At 61.0% G+C, this 19,914-nt stretch carries 23 protein-coding genes and 1 tRNA gene; 14 read left to right on the plus strand and 10 right to left on the minus strand.

The window, feature by feature from the left end:
• Positions 1 to 30: 30 nt before the first annotated feature.
• Complete coding sequence (locus tag J2X71_RS03520) at positions 31 to 978, plus strand: alpha/beta fold hydrolase (RefSeq protein WP_310378982.1); 948 nt, start codon at positions 31 to 33, stop codon at positions 976 to 978.
• A gap of 57 nt (positions 979 to 1,035) precedes the next feature.
• Positions 1,036 to 1,617 (plus strand): transglycosylase SLT domain-containing protein, encoded by a 582-nt coding sequence (locus J2X71_RS03525; protein WP_310378984.1) that lies wholly within the window; start codon positions 1,036 to 1,038, stop codon positions 1,615 to 1,617.
• A 36-nt stretch (positions 1,618 to 1,653) separates the two neighbouring features.
• On the opposite strand, the gene pdeM is transcribed toward J2X71_RS03525, so the two are convergent.
• Positions 1,654 to 2,379, minus strand: coding sequence for a ligase-associated DNA damage response endonuclease PdeM (pdeM, locus tag J2X71_RS03530; protein WP_310380053.1), 726 nt, complete (start codon positions 2,377 to 2,379; stop codon positions 1,654 to 1,656).
• 36 nt (positions 2,380 to 2,415) lie between these two features.
• Complete coding sequence (locus J2X71_RS03535; protein ID WP_310378986.1) at positions 2,416 to 4,926, minus strand: ligase-associated DNA damage response DEXH box helicase; 2,511 nt, start codon at positions 4,924 to 4,926, stop codon at positions 2,416 to 2,418.
• A gap of 96 nt (positions 4,927 to 5,022) precedes the next feature.
• Between J2X71_RS03535 and J2X71_RS03540 the strand changes: the two genes are divergently transcribed.
• Both J2X71_RS03540 and J2X71_RS03545 read left to right on the plus strand, forming a co-directional pair.
• The gene (locus J2X71_RS03540; RefSeq protein ID WP_310378989.1) at positions 5,023 to 5,523 is read left to right on the plus strand and encodes an Rrf2 family transcriptional regulator; all 501 of its coding nucleotides are present in this window, start codon (positions 5,023 to 5,025) and stop codon (positions 5,521 to 5,523) included.
• Positions 5,524 to 5,559: 36 nt separating this feature from the next.
• A complete protein-coding gene (locus J2X71_RS03545; protein WP_113322942.1) occupies positions 5,560 to 6,021 on the plus strand; it encodes a carboxymuconolactone decarboxylase family protein in 462 nt (153 codons plus the stop codon).
• 68 nt (positions 6,022 to 6,089) lie between these two features.
• Here the strand turns inward: J2X71_RS03545 and J2X71_RS03550 are convergent, their stop codons facing one another.
• The 3 genes from J2X71_RS03550 to J2X71_RS03560 form a co-directional block, all read right to left on the minus strand.
• The gene (locus J2X71_RS03550; protein WP_310380111.1) at positions 6,090 to 6,257 is read right to left on the minus strand and encodes a hypothetical protein; all 168 of its coding nucleotides are present in this window, start codon (positions 6,255 to 6,257) and stop codon (positions 6,090 to 6,092) included.
• A 211-nt stretch (positions 6,258 to 6,468) separates the two neighbouring features.
• The gene (locus tag J2X71_RS03555; protein WP_310378991.1) at positions 6,469 to 7,104 is read right to left on the minus strand and encodes a YitT family protein; all 636 of its coding nucleotides are present in this window, start codon (positions 7,102 to 7,104) and stop codon (positions 6,469 to 6,471) included.
• A 194-nt stretch (positions 7,105 to 7,298) separates the two neighbouring features.
• Positions 7,299 to 8,231, minus strand: coding sequence for a methyltransferase (locus tag J2X71_RS03560; RefSeq protein ID WP_310378993.1), 933 nt, complete (start codon positions 8,229 to 8,231; stop codon positions 7,299 to 7,301).
• A gap of 140 nt (positions 8,232 to 8,371) precedes the next feature.
• On the opposite strand from J2X71_RS03560, the gene J2X71_RS03565 reads away from it, so the two are divergent.
• Genes J2X71_RS03565 through J2X71_RS03575 form a run of 3 tightly spaced genes read left to right on the plus strand, consistent with a single transcriptional unit; the run spans position 8,372 to position 10,516 of the window.
• Positions 8,372 to 8,638 (plus strand): DUF6460 domain-containing protein, encoded by a 267-nt coding sequence (locus J2X71_RS03565; RefSeq protein WP_007821228.1) that lies wholly within the window; start codon positions 8,372 to 8,374, stop codon positions 8,636 to 8,638.
• Position 8,639: 1 nt separating this feature from the next.
• Positions 8,640 to 9,137 (plus strand): CAP domain-containing protein, encoded by a 498-nt coding sequence (locus J2X71_RS03570; RefSeq protein WP_310378996.1) that lies wholly within the window; start codon positions 8,640 to 8,642, stop codon positions 9,135 to 9,137.
• Positions 9,138 to 9,169: 32 nt separating this feature from the next.
• Positions 9,170 to 10,516: an MATE family efflux transporter gene (locus J2X71_RS03575; RefSeq protein WP_310378998.1), complete on the plus strand. Its 1,347-nt coding sequence runs from the start codon at positions 9,170 to 9,172 to the stop codon at positions 10,514 to 10,516.
• Here the strand turns inward: J2X71_RS03575 and J2X71_RS03580 are convergent.
• Together J2X71_RS03580 and J2X71_RS03585 are read right to left on the minus strand one after the other, a co-directional pair.
• Positions 10,492 to 11,580: a quinone-dependent dihydroorotate dehydrogenase gene (locus J2X71_RS03580; protein ID WP_310379000.1), complete on the minus strand. Its 1,089-nt coding sequence runs from the start codon at positions 11,578 to 11,580 to the stop codon at positions 10,492 to 10,494. The genes J2X71_RS03575 and J2X71_RS03580 overlap by 25 nt on opposite strands.
• The gene (locus tag J2X71_RS03585) at positions 11,577 to 11,930 is read right to left on the minus strand and encodes a DUF952 domain-containing protein (RefSeq protein WP_310379002.1); all 354 of its coding nucleotides are present in this window, start codon (positions 11,928 to 11,930) and stop codon (positions 11,577 to 11,579) included. The genes J2X71_RS03580 and J2X71_RS03585 overlap by 4 nt, the downstream gene beginning before the upstream one ends.
• Before the next feature lie 133 nt (positions 11,931 to 12,063).
• Between J2X71_RS03585 and J2X71_RS03590 the strand changes: the two genes are divergently transcribed.
• From J2X71_RS03590 to J2X71_RS03610, 5 genes are all read left to right on the plus strand, one after another.
• Complete coding sequence (locus tag J2X71_RS03590; protein WP_113322936.1) at positions 12,064 to 12,462, plus strand: hypothetical protein; 399 nt, start codon at positions 12,064 to 12,066, stop codon at positions 12,460 to 12,462.
• Positions 12,463 to 12,551: 89 nt separating this feature from the next.
• Positions 12,552 to 13,199: a response regulator transcription factor gene (locus J2X71_RS03595; RefSeq protein ID WP_310379004.1), complete on the plus strand. Its 648-nt coding sequence runs from the start codon at positions 12,552 to 12,554 to the stop codon at positions 13,197 to 13,199.
• Between the two features lie 219 nt (positions 13,200 to 13,418).
• On the plus strand, positions 13,419 to 14,087 hold the full coding sequence (locus tag J2X71_RS03600; protein ID WP_310379006.1) for a helix-turn-helix transcriptional regulator: 669 nt from the start codon (positions 13,419 to 13,421) through the stop codon (positions 14,085 to 14,087).
• A gap of 10 nt (positions 14,088 to 14,097) precedes the next feature.
• Positions 14,098 to 14,874, plus strand: a complete 777-nt coding sequence (locus tag J2X71_RS03605; protein WP_310379008.1) for a thermonuclease family protein — start codon at positions 14,098 to 14,100, stop codon at positions 14,872 to 14,874.
• A gap of 48 nt (positions 14,875 to 14,922) precedes the next feature.
• Entirely contained in the window at positions 14,923 to 15,336 is a 414-nt protein-coding gene (locus tag J2X71_RS03610) for a tellurite resistance TerB family protein (RefSeq protein WP_007821246.1), read from the plus strand.
• A 64-nt stretch (positions 15,337 to 15,400) separates the two neighbouring features.
• On the opposite strand, the gene J2X71_RS03615 is transcribed toward J2X71_RS03610, so the two are convergent.
• Positions 15,401 to 16,276 carry a transporter substrate-binding domain-containing protein gene (locus J2X71_RS03615; RefSeq protein ID WP_310379010.1) on the minus strand — a complete coding sequence of 292 codons (876 nt, stop codon included), beginning with the start codon at positions 16,274 to 16,276 and terminating at the stop codon, positions 15,401 to 15,403.
• A 453-nt stretch (positions 16,277 to 16,729) separates the two neighbouring features.
• Here J2X71_RS03615 and J2X71_RS03620 point away from each other — a divergent pair, with 453 nt between their 5' ends.
• Positions 16,730 to 18,727, plus strand: a complete 1,998-nt coding sequence (locus tag J2X71_RS03620; protein ID WP_310379012.1) for a methyl-accepting chemotaxis protein — start codon at positions 16,730 to 16,732, stop codon at positions 18,725 to 18,727.
• A 61-nt stretch (positions 18,728 to 18,788) separates the two neighbouring features.
• Here the strand turns inward: J2X71_RS03620 and J2X71_RS03625 are convergent, their stop codons facing one another.
• A complete protein-coding gene (locus J2X71_RS03625; protein ID WP_310379013.1) occupies positions 18,789 to 19,172 on the minus strand; it encodes a VOC family protein in 384 nt (127 codons plus the stop codon).
• Between the two features lie 371 nt (positions 19,173 to 19,543).
• Between J2X71_RS03625 and J2X71_RS03630 the strand changes: the two genes are divergently transcribed.
• Positions 19,544 to 19,825: a hypothetical protein gene (locus tag J2X71_RS03630; RefSeq protein ID WP_113322929.1), complete on the plus strand. Its 282-nt coding sequence runs from the start codon at positions 19,544 to 19,546 to the stop codon at positions 19,823 to 19,825.
• 10 nt (positions 19,826 to 19,835) lie between these two features.
• Here the strand turns inward: J2X71_RS03630 and J2X71_RS03635 are convergent.
• Positions 19,836 to 19,909 (minus strand) — tRNA-Gly (locus J2X71_RS03635).
• Between the last annotated feature and the right edge of the window lie 5 nt (positions 19,910 to 19,914).

The following is a 19,914-nucleotide window of genomic DNA, read 5'->3' on the forward strand; positions in this document are numbered from 1 at the left end:
CCGGCCAAAGTGCAGGCAAGGGAGAGATATATGTCGGCTGCAAGAAAACGGAGGAAGAGCGACCTTGCACGGGAGGCAGAAGCTGTCGCGATCGGCTGCCGTGACGGCGTGGAACTTCGCGGCCATCTCTGGAGTGCAATCAGCGACCGCAACAATGGCAGCGTCGTCATCAATCCGGCAACCGGCGTCGCGGCACACTATTATCACTACTATGCGCGCTTTCTCGCCGAACACGGCTTTGACGTGCTGACCTATGATTATCGCGGCATCGGCCTGTCGCGCCCGGAACGGTTACGCGGCTGCGGCTATCGCTGGCGGGACTGGGGTGAACGGGATTTCGATGCGGCGCTGCTTTTCATGGAAGGCCAGCGGCCCGGCCAGCCGCTTTTCGTCGTCGGACACAGTATCGGGGGCTTTCTGCCCGGCCTTTCGGTGCGTGCCGACCGCATCACGCGCATGCTTGCAGTCGGCGCGCAATATGGGAACTGGCGAGACTATGCCCCCGCGCACCGCTGGTGGCTGCTCCTGAAATGGCATCTTTTCATGCCAGCGGCGACCTTGCTGTTCGGCTATTTTCCAGGGCGGCGTCTTGGCTGGCTCGAGGATCTTCCGAAGGGCGTTGCGCTCGACTGGGCGTTCCAGCGGGAATGGATCGATCCTCATCCATCGGCTGCCGAAAGAGCCGGTGCGTCGAAGCCCTTTGAGAGTTTTCATGCGCCAATCCTGAGCCTCACCGTCACCGATGATGAGATTGCGACTGTCCACGCTATCAGGCGCGGTCTTTCCCATTATCGCAACGCAAAGGTGGAAGAAGTGCTGCTGACGCCGGAAGATCTTGGATTTCCGAGGATCGGACATTTCGATCTTTTCCACGCCCGCCACGCCGCCGGCTTCTGGCTCGACACTCTGCTCTGGCTGCGGGACGGCACCAATCCCTGGCCTGGTAAAAAGCCATCGGAACATCTCGTATTCGCATAAAAACCGCTCTTTAACGTTTACGAGTTAGTAATCTCTCGGAAACGAGAGGTTTGTAGCATGCGTACTCGTATCGTGCTCGCGGTCATCGGGCTGGCCCTGCTTGCCGGCTGCGCGACAGCGCCCCGCCAGACGAGAAATATCTGCGCCGTCTTCGATCAGAAGGATGGTCTCTTCACAAGCTGGCAGGGTGCTGCGGAGCGTGCGGAGAAGAAATACGGCGTGCCGGTGCCAATCCTGATGGCGACCATGTATGTCGAATCCGGCTTCCAGCCTTATGCGCGGCCGCCGCGCACGAAACTTTTCGGCTTCATTCCCTGGACGCGGCCTTCGACGGCCTATGGCTATTCGCAGGCGCTGAACGGGACCTGGGACCACTACCAGTCCGAAACCGGCAACTGGGCCGCAACGCGTACCAACTTCGCCGACGCGATCGATTTCATCGGCTGGTACCACTACAGCAACAGCCAGGCGACGGGTATTCCGCTCAACGACGCCTATGGTCTCTACCTTGCCTATTATTCCGGTCCGACAGGATACAAGCGCGGCGACTGGCGCAACAATGGTCAGCTGCAGCAGACGGCGCAGAAGTTTGCGCGGATGGCCGGGACCTATCAGCAGCAATTGCAGGGATGCAATTGAGTTATTCCCTTCTCCCAGTGGGAAAGGGAGAAGGTGTCAGCCCCGCAAATTGTCGTATCGGACCGAATAGATCCTGTCACGCCCGAGCAGATGAGCAATCAGCGACGCCTTGTCGAAAAGGCCCTTCATTGCGTTGTGGCCGAGGTCGAGACCACCGCTCATGACGCCGAAAGCAGGCATCAGCAGGCGGGCGCCGTCCGTGGCGAAGCAGGGACGGCGAACGGATTTTTCGCGGCGGCGGACGGTGGCCGCCGGATGCAGATGGCCGGCGATTTCACCCTTCTGCAAGCCATCGCGCGGCTCATGACGGAAGGTCAGGCCGGCATAATATAGCTCGTCCGAACAGGTGCCCGGCAGGTCGACGGTGCCGTCAGGGTCGTGATTGCCGTTGATCCAGATCCATTCGCGGCCGCGGGCCATCTCGACGATCAGGGTGCGGAAGGCATCCGGCAGGTGCTGCGAGCCGACGCGGTCGTGAAAATTGTCACCAAGCGATATGACGAGTTTCGGATCGTAGCGGGAAATGACGGCGGCGAGCACAGTCAGTGTCGCCAGCGTATCGTAGGGCGGCAGCATCATGCCGCGGCGGGCGTAAGCTGCGCTTTTTTCCAGATGGAGGTCGGAAACGACGAGAATGCCGGCATCCGGCAGGTAGAGCGCACCAAGCGGATCGCAGACGGCAGCAATACCATGAATAGCGGTTTCGACGCCCGGTATTGCAGCAAGGCTGATCATGTCGCGCGCGAGCGCAAGGCGGTTCATCACTCTCGTATTCCCAATAAATTCAGGCCCGATTTCTCAGGACATGGCCTCGGCGATCAGATCGTCGGCGGCTTCGGCAAGCAGGGCGTCATGAGCCTGACCCGGTACCGATTCCCGGCCGATTTCCAGCATGACCGGCACGGCGAGCGGCGAAATATGATCCAGCGCCCGGTGGGTGATGTGGCCCTTGATTCGCCTCAGCATATCGCCAAGGCGGGAAATATCCAAAAGACCGGTCGAAGCATCTTGCCGTGTTGCCTGCAGCAGGATGTGATCGGGCTCGTGGGTGCGCAGCACATCATAGATCAGGTCGGCGGAGACGGTGATCTGCCGGCCGGTCTTTTCCTTTCCCGGATGGCGCCGCTCGATCAAACCTGCGATCACGGCACAATTGCGGAAGGTACGCTTCAGAAGGAAGGATTCATTCAGCCAGGATTCCAGATCGTCGCCCAGCATGTCCTCATCGAAGAGATCGGAAAGACTGAGGCGGCCGTTGGCGATCATCAGGCCAAGATCTTCAAGCCCCCAGATAGCAAGGGAATAATCCGTTGCGACGAAACCGAGGGGTTTAGCCCCTGTCCTGTCCAGACGGCGGGTAAGCAGCATGCCGAGCGTCTGGTGTGCGAGCCGACCTTCGAAGGGATAGATGACCATGTAACCGCGGCTGCCGCGCGGGAAGGTCTCGATCAACAGCTCGTCGCGTTTCGGCAGGAGAGATTTTTCTTTCTGCAGTGAGAGCCAGTCTCGCACCTGATCCGGCAGGCGGTGCCAGCGGTCGGGATCATCGAGCATCGAGCGGACCTGATCGGCAAGGTAGGTCGAGAGCGGGAACTTGCCGCCGGCATAGGAAGGGATTTTCGGATCGAAGGAATAGGCCTGGCTTACCAGCGCCTCGTTTTCCCGGATGCCTTCGAAGCGGAGCACCTTGCCGGAGAAGATGAAAGTATCGCCCGGTGCAAGCTGTTCGAGGAAATATTCCTCGACCTTGCCGAGCACTGCACCCGGACGGCCAAGCCTGCCGCCGTCGCCGCGTTTGGCCATGCGGATGTTCAGCATCGGATCCTCGACAATGGTGCCGAGGTTCAGGCGATATTGCTGGGCGACCTGCGGATTGGAGACACGCCAGCGGCCCTCCTTTGTCTTGCGGATGCGGGCATAACGCTCATAGGTGCGCAGAGCGTAGCCACCGGTCGCCACGAAGTCGACGACACGCTCGAATGTCTCCCATGGAAGATCGGCATAAGGCGAGGCGCTGGTGATCTCATCATAGAGTTCCAGCATGTCGAAGGGTTCGGCGCAGGCCATGCCGAGCACGTGCTGGGCAAGCACATCGAGTCCACCGCGGCCGACGGGGGGCGTATCCTGCGCGCCGATGTAATTCGCATCGAGTGCTGCCTGGCACTCCATGACCTCGAAGCGGTTGGCGGGGACGAGGATCGCCTTCGACGGTTCGTCCATGCGGTGATTGGCGCGGCCGATACGCTGGGCAAGGCGCGAGGCGCCCTTGGGCGCACCAACATGGATGACGAGGTCGACATCGCCCCAGTCGATGCCGAGATCAAGCGTGGAGGTGGCGACAACGGCGCGCAGCCGGTTGGCAGCCATGGCGGCCTCGACCTTGCGGCGCTGGGCAACATCGAGGGAACCATGATGGAGCGCGATCGGCAGATTTTCCTCGTTGACCGTCCAGAGCTCCTGAAAGAGCATTTCGGCCTGCGAGCGGGTATTGACGAAAAGCAGCGTCGTCTTGTGATCGATGAGCTGTCGATAGACATCCGGGATCGCATATTTGGCGGCATGGCCGGACCAGGGGATGCGCTCCTCTGTATCGAGAATCGAGATATCGGGCTTGGCACCGCCTTCGACAAGCACGAGGCCGGCGTGGTTTTCCTTGCCCTCCTGCTGCGCCACCAGCCATTTCTGCAGATCCAGGGGTTCGGCCACGGTGGCTGAAAGACCGATGGTCTTCAGATCGGGCGCAAGCCTGCGCAGCCGAGCAAGGCCGAGCGAGAGCATGTGCCCACGCTTTGACGTGACGAGCGAATGCAGCTCGTCGAAGATGACGTATTTCAGGTCCTTGAAGAAGCGCTCGGCTTCCCGGTTTGCCAGAAGCAGGGCGACCTGCTCCGGCGTCGTCAGCAGGATATCGGGCGGGTTGAGCTTCTGGCGCTGACGCTTGGCATTCGGCGTGTCGCCGGTGCGGTTCTCGATCGAGATCGGCAGGCCCATTTCGGTGACGGGCTTCGTCAGGTTGCGCTCGATATCGACGGCCAGCGCCTTCAGCGGCGAGATGTAGAGCGTGTGGATGCCGGTAAAGGCGGAACCCGGCGGGATCTTGCCGCGGCGGGTGAGATCGGTCAGCGACGGCAGGAACCCGGCGAGCGTCTTGCCGGCGCCGGTCGGCGCAATCAGCAGCGTGCTCTCGCCGGCTTCGGCCCGAGCCAGCAATTCGAGCTGGTGGGCGCGCGGGCGCCAGCCCTTTTCCGCAAACCAGCGGAGAAAGGGGGCGGGCAAGGCAAGGTTGGTCTCGGCATCGATCTGATCCACGGGGCAAATGTAGTTCAAACGCGGACGAATAGAAGCGGTATTGACTCCCCAGCATAATCGTGGATAAATAATATCCACGATTAAAGGAGATCGGCTGTGAAGCTTGGTGACGGCGTCGAACAGAGCATTCATTGCACGGCGGTACTATCAGGGCTTTCGGCGGGCGGCGTGCTATCGGCCGCAGCCCTCGCCGAATATCACGGCGTATCGACGAGCTATCTGCTGAAGCACCTGCAGGCGCTTTCGGGAGCTGGAATTCTGGAGACAGTGCCGGGGCCGAAGGGCGGTTACCGGCTGGCGAAGAAGCCGGAAGACATTTCGCTGCTCGATATCGTGCTCGCGGTCGAAGGGCCGGCGCCTGCCTTCCGCTGCGCCGAGATCCGCCAGCGCGGCCCGAACCCGCTGCCGCAGCGCTATTTCACCAAGCCCTGCCAGGTCACGGCGGCAATGCTCAGAGCCGAGCGCGCCTATCGCGCCGAACTCGCGAGCACCAGCATCGCCGACATTCTGACAGAGCTTTCCGCTGATGATGACGGCGGGATCGCAGCCAGAGGCTGCGCCTTCATGGAAATGCATGAAAGAAAAGTGGCTCGCTGAGCCCCTAACACAAACCCCAACCCAAGGAGAAATACCATGCAAGCACGTTTCAACTTCGGCAAAGCCGCTCCGGATGCCTATAAGGCCGTCGTCGCTCTGGAGCAGTATGTGCAGGAATCCGGACTGGATAAGCGCTTCATTCACCTGATCAAGCTTCGTGCCTCGCAGATCAATGGCTGCGCCTATTGCGTCGACATGCATTCAAAGGAAGCGCGCCATCACGGGCTTTCCGAACAGTGGATCAACCTGATGTGCGTCTGGCGGGAATCGCCGGTTTACGACGCCCGCGAACGCGCGCTGCTCGGCTGGGTCGATGCGGTGACGAAGATTGCAGAGACTGGTGCGCCGGATGCCGATTACGAAGCCCTGAAGGCGCATTTCTCTGAAGAAGAAATGACCAAGATCACGGTTGCGATCGGCACTATCAATATCTGGAACCGGCTTGCTGTCGGCTTCCGCAGCCAGCATCCGATCGATGCGCCGCAGAAGGCAGCCTGATAGATTCTGCCTATAGGGAATTCATCCCAGCGACCGACCCGAAGGTTTCGGGTCGGTTGATTATATGGTCACCCGTGATCCGTCGTGGCCCGTGCGGCAACGGCTCCAGGCCATTTGCCCGAGAGGTCGACGCTGTTGAATATGTCGCGAACGACCTTGGCGATTTCCTCTGCAGAAGAACCCTTGGCATATTCTTCCTGCATGCGGCGTCTGACAAGCTTTTCCAAATCTGACATAGCTCACCTCATCATATCCGGCACGAGGAGAAGTGTCGCGCCAGGACCGATCACGGGCAAGTTACGTTTTGTTTAGAATGGCTTACGGATTTGTAAGGTTAGAACTGCCCCAAAGCGTGTCGCGATCCTTCAGATTCGCCTACCACGCCTTAGGCTCTTGTCTTCGCATGTCGTTATCGCAAAACCGCTGCACAGTTTTGTGCGACATGCTTTAGAGCGCGATGTAGCGGTCGGCCCTGTGGTTGACGGCGACGAAGAGGTTGAGGACCACGGCACCGAGCACGGAATAGAAGACGACCGGCGGCGTGGTGACGAAAAAGGCGGCGGCCAGCACGCACATATCGATCACAAGCTGCACGAGACCAGCGCGGATGCCGAAACGCTCCTGCATATAGATGCCGAGAATGCCGACGCCGCCGAGGCTGGCGCGATGGCGATAGAGCGCCAGAAGGCCGTAGCCAAGCAGCAGACCACCAAGAAGAGCCGCCCAGGCCGGATGAATGGCGGCGATCTCCATAACCTTCGGCTGCAGGCTAGTGAGAAGCGAGGTCAGGCCGATAGCGATGAACGTCTTGATCGTGAAGGCCGTGCCGAGGCGCTTCCACGAGAGATAGAAGAAGGGCAGGTTGAGCAGGAAGAAGGCGAGGCCGAAATTCACGCCGAAAGCATAGTGCAGCAGGAAGGCAATGCCGGCGGTGCTGCCGGTGAGAAGGCCGGCACTGGCGAGCACATAAAGGCCGAGCGCGGAAACGAGGCTGCCGGAGAATATGCCTTGCACATCCTCGACCGGCGTGTGGCGCGTCGCAGTGGTGTTCCAGAAACCGAGGGCACTGATGAGCTGGCTCATGACGCGATCTCCAATAGCGGCGGCTCCGGACAGGCCGGAGGAAGAGGAAATGTAAGGGTGGATGCGGCGCGTGCTGCGCTTTGGGGGCGCGTCGCTTCTCGCGGAATGGCCGGATTATCAGGCCTTGCAAGGTTGCGCGCAAACGAAATACGTAAGTAATGCTGACCTATTTTAAAATCGCAAGAAATATGCGTTCAGTCGGTCTTGCGCGTAAGGAACAGAATGCCGGAAACCGGTTTGCCGCCATCTTTGCGAATGGTGGTTTTGACGATGTCGAGGATTTCGAGACCGTGCGCCGCTGCCAGCCCTTCGACATAGGATTGGGAGTGGGCATAACGCAGTGACGGCGCCAGGCTGAAGCCATCGCCTTCGCCGCCATCCTCGACCGAAAAGACAAAATCGGCGCCCGCTATGGCGAGGTCGTCGAGGATTGCAAAGACGCTTTCCAGATTGCCGAGATACATCAGCACGTCGGCGGCGGTGACGAGATCGGCGCGGTGCCGCGCGCCATCGGTAAAGAGACCGGAGGCTTCGGACGCCAGCGACAGGTCTGCCTGGGCGAGGTGGTCGTAGATATGCTTTTCGGCAGCCTTCGCCAGCATGTTCTGCGACAGGTCGAAACCTTCGAGCTCCGTGACTTGGGCGCGGATTTCAGGGCCGAGCAGGCCCGTACCGCAGCCGAGATCAACGGCACGCCGATAGTGCCTTCCGGTCGACGCGACGAGCGCCGCAAGTTTCTGCGGAACGGAATAGTCCAGCTTCTCGACGAGCGAGGTCTCGAAACGATCGGCATAATCGTCGAAGAGGCGTTCAACATAGCGGCTTGGCGGCTGGGCCGGCGTCTCAGTGTCGCCGAGCAGAGCAAGCTTGAGGCTCGAGCCGAAAACATCCTCGGGATCGAGTTCCAGCGTACGGCGATAGGCTTCGACGGCGGCATCCGTTTTGCCCACCTTTTCCTGGTAGGTGGCGAGGCGGTACCAACCTGCAGCCCATGCCGGTACCAGTTCCAGCGCCTGTTCCATCAGCTCGGCGGCGGCATCCGGCTCGCCGCCCTCATCCAGCATCCTGGCGTAATCGGCACGGCGGTCGGCGATGACATCGCCGGATGAGAGCTGGCTTGGCTGCATGATTAGACCCTTTGGCTGGCGGCATTTGGCTTCGGCCACAAAAAAACTCAAGTCCTATTTCAGAGGCGGTGCTGTCTTGGCGGAAAAGGCTTGCGGGCGAATCGCCGCGACCGTATCTCAAGGCAAACAGGAGATGGCGCATGTCCGATCAGGTGAACAGGTTCCTCGGCGATTCCATTGGCCGCACGATCATCAAACTTTTGGTGGTGTCGCTGATCGTCGGCTTCGTCATGGCCATCTTTGGGCTGACCCCCTGGGAACTTATCTACAACTTCCGTGATTTCGTGATCCATCTATGGCGGCAGGGCTTCTCTGCGCTTGGCCGCGTCGGCGACTATCTGATCCTGGGTGCGACCATCGTCATCCCGATCTTCATCATCATCCGTCTTTTCAGCTATCGCAAATAACATGAGCTCAATCATCCTTTCACGCCGCGGCCTGCTGCAGCTTTCAGGTCTTGCACTGGTGGCCGGCATTGCCGGCTGCACGACGACCCCGAAACTTGCGACCACGCCTTCCAATGCCGCAGACGAGACGGCTTCTGCATTACCGCTCGTCAACCAGCTTCGCGCCAAGAACGGCCTGCCGCCGCTCAGCGTCGATCCGCATGCAAGTGCCGCCGCGATCTTCCAGGCCAAGCGCATGGCAAGTGCGGGCAGGATGAAGCATCTGATGGGCATGACGGACAGTTTCGGCGCCCGCGTGAAGGCGAGCGGTGTTGCCCTGCCGGCCGCCGAAAACATCGCGTCGGGCCAGCAGAGCGTCGATGCGGTCGTCACCGCCTGGATCAACTCTCCCCACCATCTGGAAAATATGCTCGGGCGCTATAGCGGTATCGGCGTTGCCGTTGCACATAATACGTCTTCCAAGAACCTGCCCTATTGGGCCATGGTGCTTTCCAGCTGAGGCGATTCCGCCTCTCTCCCCAAGAGGCGGATATGGATACCGGCAGCAGCAGAAATACATTGGCATTCGACGTGACGCACCGGCTGGTGCTGTCGATCGCCATTCCGATGACGCTCGGCTTCATGACCACGCCGCTGCTCGGCATCACCAATACCGCCGTCGTCGGCCATATGGGCGATCCGGAAGCGCTGGCGGGGCTGGCGATCGGCGCCATGCTGTTCGACCTCATCATGGGCAGCTTCAATTTCCTGCGTGCCTCGACCACCGGCCTGACGGCGCAGGCGCTCGGGCGGCGTGACGCGCATGAGCAGCAGGCCGTCTTCTGGCGGGCGATCGTCTCGGCGCTCGGCTCCGGCCTGGCACTTCTCGTGCTATCACCGCTGTTGATCCTGATCGGGCTGAAGCTGATGGGGGCGGAGGGTCGGATTGCCGAGGCGACCAGCACCTATTTCTCGATCCGCATTCTCGCCGCACCGGCAGCGCTTGCCAATTACGCCCTTCTCGGCTTCGTCCTCGGCCGCGGTCAGGGTCGGACAGGGCTGCTGCTGCAGGCGCTGATCAACGGCATCAATATCCTGCTTTCCATCTATCTCGGGCTTTCGCTCGACTGGGGCGTTTCAGGCGTCGCCTGGGGCACGATGGCGGGCGAAACGGCGGGCGCGCTTGCCGGTCTTTTCATCGTGCTGCGCAGTTTCGACAAAGCGTATCGGCCAAGTCGGATGGAGGTCTTTTCGCGGAGCAAGCTCGCCGAACTCTTCGCGCTGAACCGCGACATCCTGATCCGCACCTTCGTGCTGATCGGCTCATTCGCGATCATGACCCGCATCGGCACCAGCTTCGGCGCCATAACACTGGCGGCCAATGCCGTGCTGATGAACTTCTTCCTGCTGTCGGGCTATTATCTCGACGGCCTTGCCAATGCCGCCGAGCAGATCACCGGCCGGGCGATCGGCGCGCAATACCGGCCCGCCTTCGACCGCGGTTTGAGACTCACGATCCTCTGGTCCTTCGGGCTGGCGGCGATCATTTCCGGCTTCTTCTATTTTGCCGGCCCAACTCTGATTTCAGTGTTGACCAATTCGCCCGAGGTCCAGGCAGCGGCCGAGACCTACCTGCCTTGGGCAGCGGTCACGGGGCTGACGGGTGCGCTTGCCTTCCTGATGGACGGCGTCTTCATCGGCGCGACATGGTCCGTCGACATGCGCAACCGGATGCTGATGTCCTTTGCAGGATATCTCGCCATGCTCGCCGTCTTCGTGCCGCTCTTCGGCAATCATGGCCTATGGCTGGCGATGAATGCCTTCCTGCTGTTTCGCGGTTTCTTCTTGGCAGTGCTGGTGAAGCCACGCGCGGCTCAGACGTTCCGAGCCGCCCAGTAATCGACGCGGCTGTCCCTGAGATCGCGGATCGAGGCAACCTTTTCACGGTCGAGCAGCTTCGACAGGCCGCGCACAATCGTGCCGGGAAGGCCCGGGCCTTCATAGACCATGCAGGAATAGAGCTGCACGAGATCGGCCCCGGCTCTGACCTTTTCCAGCGCCGTTTCGGCCGAGGACACGCCGCCGACACCAATGATCGGCAGGGACGGACCGACGCGCTTGCGCATCTTGGCGAGCACAGCGGTGGATTTCTCGAACAGCGGCACGCCGGAGAGGCCGCCGGTCTCCTTCGCCTGGAGCTGATCCTTCAAGCCGTCGCGGGAGAGCGTCGTGTTCGAGACGATGAGACCATCCAGCGCATGCGACAGCGCCTCCGCGGCAATGTCATCCATGCCCTCTTCGGTAAGATCAGGGGCGATCTTCAGGAAGACCGGGATTTTCCGGCCGGCCTTTTCGGCCTCCTCGTCGCGTGCCGTCAGCACGGCCGACAGGAGAGCAGCGAGGCTTTCGCGCGCCTGCAGATCGCGCAGGCCCGGCGTGTTGGGCGAGGAAATATTGGCGGTGAAATAGCGGGCGACCGAATAGAAGCGGCGGATGCCGGCGACATAGTCGGCGATCCGGTCCTCGCTATCCTTGTTAGCGCCGATATTGACGCCGACGATGCCCGCACGACCGATCTGCGTAAGACGGCGGAAGGCCGCTTCATGGCCTTCATTGTTGAAGCCAAGGCGGTTGATGACGCCTTCATCCTCCACCAGGCGGAAGATGCGCGGGCGCGGATTGCCCAATTGCGGCTTCGGTGTAACGGTGCCGATCTCAGTGAAGCCGAAACCGAGCTTCAGCAGTGCCTCCGGCACTTCCGCGTTCTTGTCATAGCCTGCCGCCATACCGAGCGGATTGGCAAAGTCGAGACCAGCAACGGTCTGGCGCAGTCGCGGATCCGGCGCGATGCGGCAGGCGGGCACGACGCCCGATTTCAGCGCCGCGATCGACATGCCGTGCGCGGTTTCCGGATCGAAGAGGAAGAGGCCCCGGCGGGCGATGCGCTTGAAAGGATCGATCACGGGGCAAGCTCCGGAAAGATGTGGAGGCCGGCATCGTCAAGCGATAAAGGCGCTTCCCAGAGGACGGCCGAAAGCGGCAGATCGGCATAAAGATGCGGGAAGAGCGCACCGCCCCGCGAGGGTTCGAAGACCAGCCTGTCACCGAAATTGCGGCCATCGATGGCGACGAGGACAAGGCCGGTCTGGCCGGCAAAATGCAGCGCTGCGGTCTGCTTGACCTGATCTGCCGTCGAGAAATGGATGAAGCCATCCTTGATATCGATGCCGGCGCCATGAAAAACGCCGGTTTGTCTGGCTTCCTGCCAGAGCGCCTCCGGCACGATCTTGTAAAGGGTCGGTGTCGCGGTCATGATGATCCCGTTGGTGGCCTTGTTGAGAAGGGGGCTGGCCTTCCTGATGAGGGCTTTGCCCCAAAGAGACGGCGATGTCCACGCCTGCGGGCGCAAAAACGGACAGGCACCAGGCTTTGCGGAGGATGAGACGATGAAGGCATTTGCAATCATGCTTGCCGCCGGTCTTCTGCCGCTTGCGGCATTGGCGGCGGAGCCAGACGCAGCCCGCTTCCAGCTCGAGCGCAGCGGCGACCATTTCGTGCGCCTCGACCGGCAGACGGGAGCGATGTCGCTCTGCACCGAAAATGACGGGGCGCTGGTCTGCCGCATGGCGGCCGATGAACGCGCCGCCTATGAGGACGAACTCGACCGGCTTGCCGATCGGGTGAGCGCGCTGGAGAAGAATACAGCCGCCCGGCCCGCCTTGCCGACGGATGCGGAAGTCGACCGCTCGATCGGCATCATGGAGCGGATGATGCGCAGTTTCATGGGTATAGTTCGGGAATTCCAGGCGGAAGACAAGGCCAATCCCCTTCCGCAGCGGAGTTGATCTGGTTATATTCATATAAATGGAGAGTCATGTTCGTGCGGGGAGCCGGACAGGACTGATGGGATCGAGCTCTTGGGAGGGAGTTTTCGATGCAGGAACAGACCATCATCATCGCTGACGACCACCCGCTTTTCCGCGACGCGTTGCGGCAGGCGGTGACCGGTATGGAAGGACAGCAGGCGATCGTCGAAGCCGGGGATTTCTCTGCGGCAAGAACGGCTGCGGGCGAGCACCCGGATGCGGACCTGATGCTGCTCGATCTTGCCATGCCTGGAGTCAGCGGTTTTTCCGGCCTGATGGCGCTGCGCTCCGAATTCGTCAGCTTGCCGATCGTCATCATCTCGGCAACCGATGACACCACGACGATCCGCCGGGCGCTGGAGCTCGGCGCTTCCGGTTTCATTTCGAAATCCTCAGGCATCGAGGATATCCGCCGCGGCATCCTGACAGTGCTCGCGGGCGACATTGCCACGCCGGAGAGCTATCGCGATGGACAGGAACAGGACCCCGATGTCGCCGACCTCATCCATCGCCTGCACACGCTGACACCGCAGCAGAGCCGGGTGCTGACCATGCTCGGCGAAGGACTCCTAAACAAGCAGATCGCCTACGAGCTCGGCGTTTCCGAAGCGACGATCAAGGCGCATGTCTCGGCAATCCTCCTGAAGCTCAACGTCGACAGCCGCACGCAGGCAGTCATCCAGCTCGGCAAGATCAATATGGCCATGGTCGCCTGAGCTTGCGCCCTGCAGCATCCACCCGAAAATCGGAATCGATTTTCGGAAAGCCTGACGCGCAGATTTAAACAGTTAGAGCGTCCTTTGTGCGTCCGAATGGACGCACGGCGCCCTAAAGAGACAGGATTTTATTCCTCATTTTCACTTTACTCGGGGAAGTGCCTCGGTTAATCTGCCGGCGATAGAAAGCGGCCGGATGGACCGCGGAACCGGACGCATATGCTGTCACATGACCAGATCTGGGGGGCGATCGACAGGCTTGCCGAAGGGCATGACCTGACGCCGTCCGGTCTTGCGCGGCGGGCGGGGCTCGATCCGACCTCCTTCAACAAATCCAAGCGGCTCTCGGCAGACGGGCGTCTGCGCTGGCCTTCGACGGAATCCATCGCCAAGGTGCTGGAGGCGACGGGGGCGAGCATGGAGCAGTTCCTTGGCTTCATGCGGCCGGCGGGTGCCGCCGCCGCCAGCCTGCCGGACAGTATTTTTGCCTCACAGGGAAGCTCCATTCCCCTGCTCGGCTTTGCACAGGCGGGCGCTGGCGGCTTTTTCGACGATGGCGGTTTTCCTGCGGGCCAAGGCTGGGATGTGGTGGAATTTCCGGCTGGCCCCTCGCAGAAGGCTGGCGTCTATGCGCTCGAGGTACAGGGCGAAAGCATGATGCCGCTCTATCGCGACGGCGATGTGCTGATCGTGGAGCCCGGTGCGCAGGTGCGCCGCAACGACCGCGTCGTCGTCAAGACACGCGAGGGCGAGGTCATGGCCAAGGTGCTTCTACGCCAGAGCCCGCGCTCCATCGAACTTTTGTCGCTTAATCCCGAACATCCTAACCGGACGATCGAGCTTTCCGACGTCGACTGGATTGCCCGTATCATCTGGGCCAGCCAATAGGAAAATAATCATGCGCCCTGCCGCCTTCATCACAGGTATCGCGGGGATAGCGACTGTGGTTGGTCTGCTCTTGGCCGGGCAAGCGCGGCTCAATGGCGGCGAGGGCCTGTCATCCAACGCCGATGCCGGAAGCGTAGCCGCAGTGTTGCCCGATGCGACCGCCGATGTGGCAAAACCGCCTGTATCGATCACAGACGAAGATGCTGAATTGATCGCTCGGGCAACGGAGCCTGCGCCAACCGAGCCGGCGGCGGCTCCATCCGGAAACACAGCAGAGGCCTCTTCCGAAAATGCGCCAGCGGATGCAATGGCGCAAAGCGCTCCTGCGCCGACAGAGACGCCATCAACTGCGCCTGCTGGAAAGGACAGCGTGGAACTGCTGCGGCCGACGGTGGAGAGCGCCGGCATCCTCTCCTTCGGCAAACGCAGGCTGCAGATTGCCAATGTCATCGAGACGCCCGCCGACAAGAGCTGCGGCTCGGATGGCAAACAGTGGCCATGCGGCATGATGGCGAAGACGGCGCTGCGGCTTTACCTGCGCAACCGCACGATCGATTGCGACCTGCCTTCCGATGCGTGGGAGGACATGGCGAGTGCGGCCTGCCGGCTGGGGCAGCAGGATATCGGCACATGGCTGGTTGAAAACGGCTGGGTGGAGGCGCAGCCGGGTTCACGGCTTGCCGCTGCCGGCGAAAAAGCAAAACAGGCAAAGCAAGGCATTCACGGCGAGGATCCGCGCCGCAGGCCGGCGGCTACACCCCGGCCCGAAACGGCCGCTCCCTTGTAATAAAGACCGCCAATTCCTAATCTCCGCTCATCGAAGAGGGAATCAGACATGAACAAGCCGCTTTCCGCCCATGACGCGCTGATCTATGTGATGGTGATGGCATCCGCCGTCGACAGCACCATGAATGACCGGGAAATGGAGAGGATCGGTCAGCTCATCGGCTTCCTGCCGGTTTTCCGCGATTTCGACGACGACAATCTGATTTCCATCGCCCGCGACTGCGCCTCGCTGCTGGCAGGCCCCGAAGGGCTTGACGTCGTGCTGGAGACCGTTCGCGATACGCTGCCTGCCCGTCTCTATGACACGGCCTACGCCTTGGCGGTCGAAGTCGCCTCGGCCGACCTTTCCGTCAAGGCCGAAGAACTGCGGCTGCTCAGCCTGCTGCGCGACCGCCTCGGCCTCGACAAGCTGACCTGCGCCGCCATCGAACGCAGCGCGATCGCCCGCTTCCGCAAGGGGTAAACCTTTCTGCTTTTTTTACGCAATTCCGCACGCAAAACCGCTGCACACGTTTGCTGGAATTGCTCTAGTACAGCCCGTAAGGGAAATAACGCAGATAGATTTCCTGCAGGCGGCCATTGCGCGAGAGCGTTGCCAGCGCATGGTCGATCGCCGCCATCAGCACGCTGTCGTTCTGGCGCAGCATGATCGTCATTCCCTCGCCCAGGAAATGCTCGGACATATAGGGACCGTCGAACAGGGCGCAGCATTTGCCCGAAGCTGACGAAGCGACCCAGAAGGAAAGCTGCAGCGCATCGGCAAAGGCAGCATCGATCTTGCGTTCCTTCAAGGCCGTCAGCAGCGCTTCCTTATTGTCGAAGGGCTGAGCTTTGATGGCGGGGAAGAAGGCAGCAAGCATCGCCTCATGCACGGTACCCTTGACCACGCCGACGGAATGGCCGGCGAGGCCGGTAGCCGTCGTTCCGGCCACGGAGGCGCCCACGTTGCGGACGAAGCGGGCCGGCAGCATCAGATAAGGGCGGGAGAAGAGGAACTCGCGGCGCAGCTCGGGCGTGACGGCAAGGCCGGCAATGACGGCGTCGCCCTGTAGGCCGGCGAGCGCTTTCTGCAGGTCGGCAAAGGGCAGCGCCTGGATCTGGCACTTGTCGGCGATCTCCAGCTCGGTGCAGATCTCGCGGGCGAGATCGACGTTGAAGCCGGAGAGCTTGCCGTTCTGGTCGGTGAAATTGAAGGGCGGGAAGTCCACCGAGGTCAGGAAACGCAGGCGCACGAGCGAGGAGAGATCGGGCTTCGCCAGGCGCTCGCGAGAATCGAAAAGCAGCGGCACGGACAGGCCCGATTGCTGCGCAAAAGCGGAAAAAGCCGAAAGCAGTACAACCGAAAATAGGCAAAGGACGAAAATCCCTCTGAGAGCCAGAAACGCCGGTCTAAATTGCACCATGATAACCTGCCTCGGGAATAAGAGCGGCGCTTGGCCACAGGCCGAGATGTAACAGAATCACGCCCATCGGGGAATATAGCCTGGCGGGCGGCAGACGGCGATCGGACAGAATTGCGATACGTGCAGGCCTTCAAAGCAAGGCTTCGGAAGACACGGCTCTGCGCCAGCCACACAAGAAATTCCGCATAAATTGCATTTTTTGAACACCCAAGCGCAAATGACAACCATGCCCTCAAAATTTACGGGCAATCCTGCGAGCCCGTTAGCGCGGAATTAAGCAATATCCGATCTTATTTGTTACCGACGACACCGACCTCACCGGCCGACCGCATGATGCGCATGTCGAACCTCTCAAGGTATCTCCCACACCGCAATACCGAAGAATTGTTCTGCAACAAATGATTTCAAAAGCACCGGGTTCGCAACACACCCGGTCAATCGGGTGACATTTCCATGCTGAAACATCTGAAAATCCGCACAAAAGTCATATCGGTCGTGGCGCTCCTGGGGCTGATCACCATGGCCGGATTGGTCTATGTCATGTCCGAGTTCCGCCAAGCGGACGCGACTTACAGCGCCTTCATCGATCATGAGGCGCTGGCTTCCATGCAGAGTGCGCGCGCCAGCGCATCGGTCGTCGCCTCGGTGCTGCAGGTGAGCCTGCTTGCCGAGATGAAGCCCGATACGCCGGCATTCCAAACGGCGCTCGCTACACCGAGCAAGCTGCCGCAGGCACGCGACCGCATGAAGCAGGCGCTGGCGCTTGTGCCCAGCCGAAAGGCGGCGATCGATGAAATCCAGGCCAGCATCGATGAAATCGAAACGCTGGCGAACAAGATCATCGAGCAGAGCAAGGCCAAAGACAGCGCCGGCGCCCTGGCGAATGTCGCCCTGATCAATGCCAAGCTCAACGCGCTGACGCCGAAGATGATCGCCAACAACGATGCGATGATGGCGATGCTCAACGACGGCGGCGACGCTCTTTCGGCTGCCGTCCATGGGCGGATCGTCTTCTGTTTCATTTTGATCGGCATCGCGGTTCTCGCCGCCGTCGGCATCAGCGTGGCCGTGGCGCAGATCGGCATCGCCGGCCCCATGATGCAGCTGCGCCTGCGCATGACGCGGCTTGCCGAAGGCGATACCGCAAGCGAGATCAGCGGTCTCGACCGCGGCGACGAGGTCGGCCAGATGGCAAAGGCCGTCTCGATCTTCCGCGACAACGCGATCGAGCGTGCCCAGATCGAGGCGCGCGCCGAAGCCGACCGCAGCCTCAGCGACAACGAGCGCCGTGAACGCGAAACGCAGAAGGCCGCGGAGGCCGCCGATCTCGAGCGTGCGGTCAATGCTCTCGGAGACGGCCTGCGCCGGCTCTCGGCGGGCGACCTCCTCTCACATATCGAAACGCCTTTCGTCGCTCATCTCGACGCGCTGCGCCAGGACTTCAACAATTCGGTCGAGAAGCTCAACGAAACCCTGCACGCAGTCGGCTCCAACGCCCGTGCCATCAGTGCCGGCGCCAACGAGATCCGGTCTTCTGCCGACGAGCTTTCGAAGCGTACCGAACAGCAGGCCGCTTCCGTCGAAGAAACGGCAGCAGCCCTCGAAGAGATCACCATAACGGTGAAGGACGCGGCAAAGCGTGCCGAAGAGGCAAGCCAGCTCGTCGCCCGCACCCGCCTTGGCGCCGAGAAATCCGGCGACGTCGTCCGCAAGGCGGTTGCTGCCATGCATCAGATCGAGCAGTCCTCCGTCGAGATCGGTAATATCATCGGCGTCATCGACGATATCGCCTTCCAGACGAACTTGCTGGCGCTGAACGCCGGTGTCGAAGCAGCGCGTGCCGGTGAAGCCGGCAAGGGTTTTGCAGTCGTCGCACAGGAAGTGCGTGAACTCGCCCAGCGCTCTGCAAACGCTGCCAAGGAAATCAAGGCGCTGATCACCACGTCAGGCACACATGTGCAGACCGGCGTCTCGCTGGTCGGCGAAACGGGCAAGGCGCTCGATGCGATCGTCTACGAGGTGCAGGAAATCAACCAGCACGTCCATGCGATCGCTGAAGCTGCCCGCGAGCAGTCGACCGGCCTGCAGGAGATCAATACAGCCGTCAATACCATGGATCAGGGCACGCAGCAGAATGCCGCCATGGTCGAGGAATCCACCGCGGCAAGCCATAGCCTTGCCACGGAAGCGACGGCGCTCAACAACCTGCTTGGCCAGTTCCGCCTGACAGGCACCGGCGGCTTCGTTGCAAGCGCACCAATCTCGACGGCACCGGCCGCGCCGCGTGCTGCCGCCCGGCCGGCTGCCAGAGCCCCGGTCCGCGTTGCCGAAAGCACCGCACGCCCGAAGGCTTCGCCGGCCCGCGCCCTCGGCCAGAAGCTCGCCAGCGCTTTCGGTGCGAACAGCGCAGCCCCCGCTAGCAGCCAGGAAGCCGATTGGACGGAATTCTGAGCAAAAGACATGATTGAATGAGGATGGGCGGCTTCGGCCGCCCATTTTCGTTTCAGGTCCTTCAGGCTGGTGGACGCCAGCCGACTTCGACAAGAAGATTGCCGGGCGCGGTGCAGTAGAAGAGCCAGCTGCCGCGAATGGCGGTCGGTGGTGCTGAGACAGCGGCATCATCTGTCACCAGACGGCCATGAAGCCGATCGACATCCAATCTTTCGGTGAGGATGAAGCCGATATGATAGGTCTGCCGCTGCAGCTCCACCTGATCGGCACCGCCGAATTTCGGCAGCGGGCGGCTCAAGACGATCTCCGTTCCCTGGTCGTCATGAAGGATCGCCCGGCCGATCCGTTCGTTCATCTCCCGCAATTCCAGACTGAAATAACGCAGGAAGAAATCCGCCGTAGCGGCAATATCGGGCACGTAGAAATCAAGATGGTTCAAACGCATGAATGTCTCCTTTGAGAATAAAATCCCGGAGGAGTGCGTCTTTTAACGCTCCGCATGCCGCCGGGACCCCGCATTCGCATGCGGGCCACGTCGCGGGTTCTCGTGTGAAACACGGAGCAGAGGTTCCGATGATGGAAGGGACCGGGCTTACCTCATCCGATCCTGCCTTTTTCGACATTGCCGCTCTAGCAGATCGCACCGAGAGCGGCAATATGGTCGGTCGAGCGGTTTCAGAGGAGCGAAGTCAGACCGATGGCGACCTTTACCAAAGCTCTTCTCGAAGGGTTGAAGACACGCGTACCGTTTGTATCGTGAGCTTTCCGGGATTTGCGGTACAATAGCACCGTGCTGCGGAATGAAAGGCTTCCAATATGAAACTGATCGCACTTGGCCTCATCGGCGCGCTGGCGCTCGCTGGCTGCACGACTGTCGAATATACCGGTCCCGGCATCGAGCCCATTCCCGGCAGCATCACCTATAACGGCCAGCCGCGCACGAAACTCACCAAATCACCTATTGGCTCGACCTTCCCGCACAATTTCATCGACCAGTACGGCAGGCAGGTCGAAGAGACCTATATCATCCGCCCGGATCGCACGCTGGCGATCGCTCACCGCCAGTACCGGCCGATCAACATTTTCGGAAGAGATTGAGAGGAATAGCTGGAGCGGGTGAAGGGAATCGAACCCTCGTATTCAGCTTGGGAAGCTGCTGCTCTACCATTGAGCTACACCCGCCTGAT

The sequence above is a fragment of the Rhizobium sp. 1399 genome, assembly GCF_031455475.1.
Lineage (GTDB): Bacteria > Pseudomonadota > Alphaproteobacteria > Rhizobiales > Rhizobiaceae > Rhizobium.

Coding starts and splice junctions, on each gene's coding strand:
- J2X71_RS03520 (WP_310378982.1), top strand. CDS start 31: ATGTCGGCTGCAAGAAAACGGAGGAAGAGCGACCTTGCACGGGAGGCA.
- J2X71_RS03525 (WP_310378984.1), top strand. CDS start 1,036: ATGCGTACTCGTATCGTGCTCGCGGTCATCGGGCTGGCCCTGCTTGCC.
- pdeM (WP_310380053.1), bottom strand. CDS start 2,379: ATGAACCGCCTTGCGCTCGCGCGCGACATGATCAGCCTTGCTGCAATA.
- J2X71_RS03545 (WP_113322942.1), top strand. CDS start 5,560: ATGCAAGCACGTTTCAACTTCGGCAAAGCCGCTCCGGATGCCTATAAG.
- J2X71_RS03550 (WP_310380111.1), bottom strand. CDS start 6,257: ATGTCAGATTTGGAAAAGCTTGTCAGACGCCGCATGCAGGAAGAATAT.
- J2X71_RS03555 (WP_310378991.1), bottom strand. CDS start 7,104: ATGAGCCAGCTCATCAGTGCCCTCGGTTTCTGGAACACCACTGCGACG.
- J2X71_RS03560 (WP_310378993.1), bottom strand. CDS start 8,231: ATGCAGCCAAGCCAGCTCTCATCCGGCGATGTCATCGCCGACCGCCGT.
- J2X71_RS03565 (WP_007821228.1), top strand. CDS start 8,372: ATGTCCGATCAGGTGAACAGGTTCCTCGGCGATTCCATTGGCCGCACG.
- J2X71_RS03570 (WP_310378996.1), top strand. CDS start 8,640: ATGAGCTCAATCATCCTTTCACGCCGCGGCCTGCTGCAGCTTTCAGGT.
- J2X71_RS03575 (WP_310378998.1), top strand. CDS start 9,170: ATGGATACCGGCAGCAGCAGAAATACATTGGCATTCGACGTGACGCAC.
- J2X71_RS03585 (WP_310379002.1), bottom strand. CDS start 11,930: ATGACCGCGACACCGACCCTTTACAAGATCGTGCCGGAGGCGCTCTGG.
- J2X71_RS03590 (WP_113322936.1), top strand. CDS start 12,064: ATGAAGGCATTTGCAATCATGCTTGCCGCCGGTCTTCTGCCGCTTGCG.
- J2X71_RS03595 (WP_310379004.1), top strand. CDS start 12,552: ATGCAGGAACAGACCATCATCATCGCTGACGACCACCCGCTTTTCCGC.
- J2X71_RS03600 (WP_310379006.1), top strand. CDS start 13,419: ATGCTGTCACATGACCAGATCTGGGGGGCGATCGACAGGCTTGCCGAA.
- J2X71_RS03605 (WP_310379008.1), top strand. CDS start 14,098: ATGCGCCCTGCCGCCTTCATCACAGGTATCGCGGGGATAGCGACTGTG.
- J2X71_RS03610 (WP_007821246.1), top strand. CDS start 14,923: ATGAACAAGCCGCTTTCCGCCCATGACGCGCTGATCTATGTGATGGTG.
- J2X71_RS03615 (WP_310379010.1), bottom strand. CDS start 16,276: ATGGTGCAATTTAGACCGGCGTTTCTGGCTCTCAGAGGGATTTTCGTC.
- J2X71_RS03620 (WP_310379012.1), top strand. CDS start 16,730: ATGCTGAAACATCTGAAAATCCGCACAAAAGTCATATCGGTCGTGGCG.
- J2X71_RS03625 (WP_310379013.1), bottom strand. CDS start 19,172: ATGCGTTTGAACCATCTTGATTTCTACGTGCCCGATATTGCCGCTACG.
- J2X71_RS03630 (WP_113322929.1), top strand. CDS start 19,544: ATGAAACTGATCGCACTTGGCCTCATCGGCGCGCTGGCGCTCGCTGGC.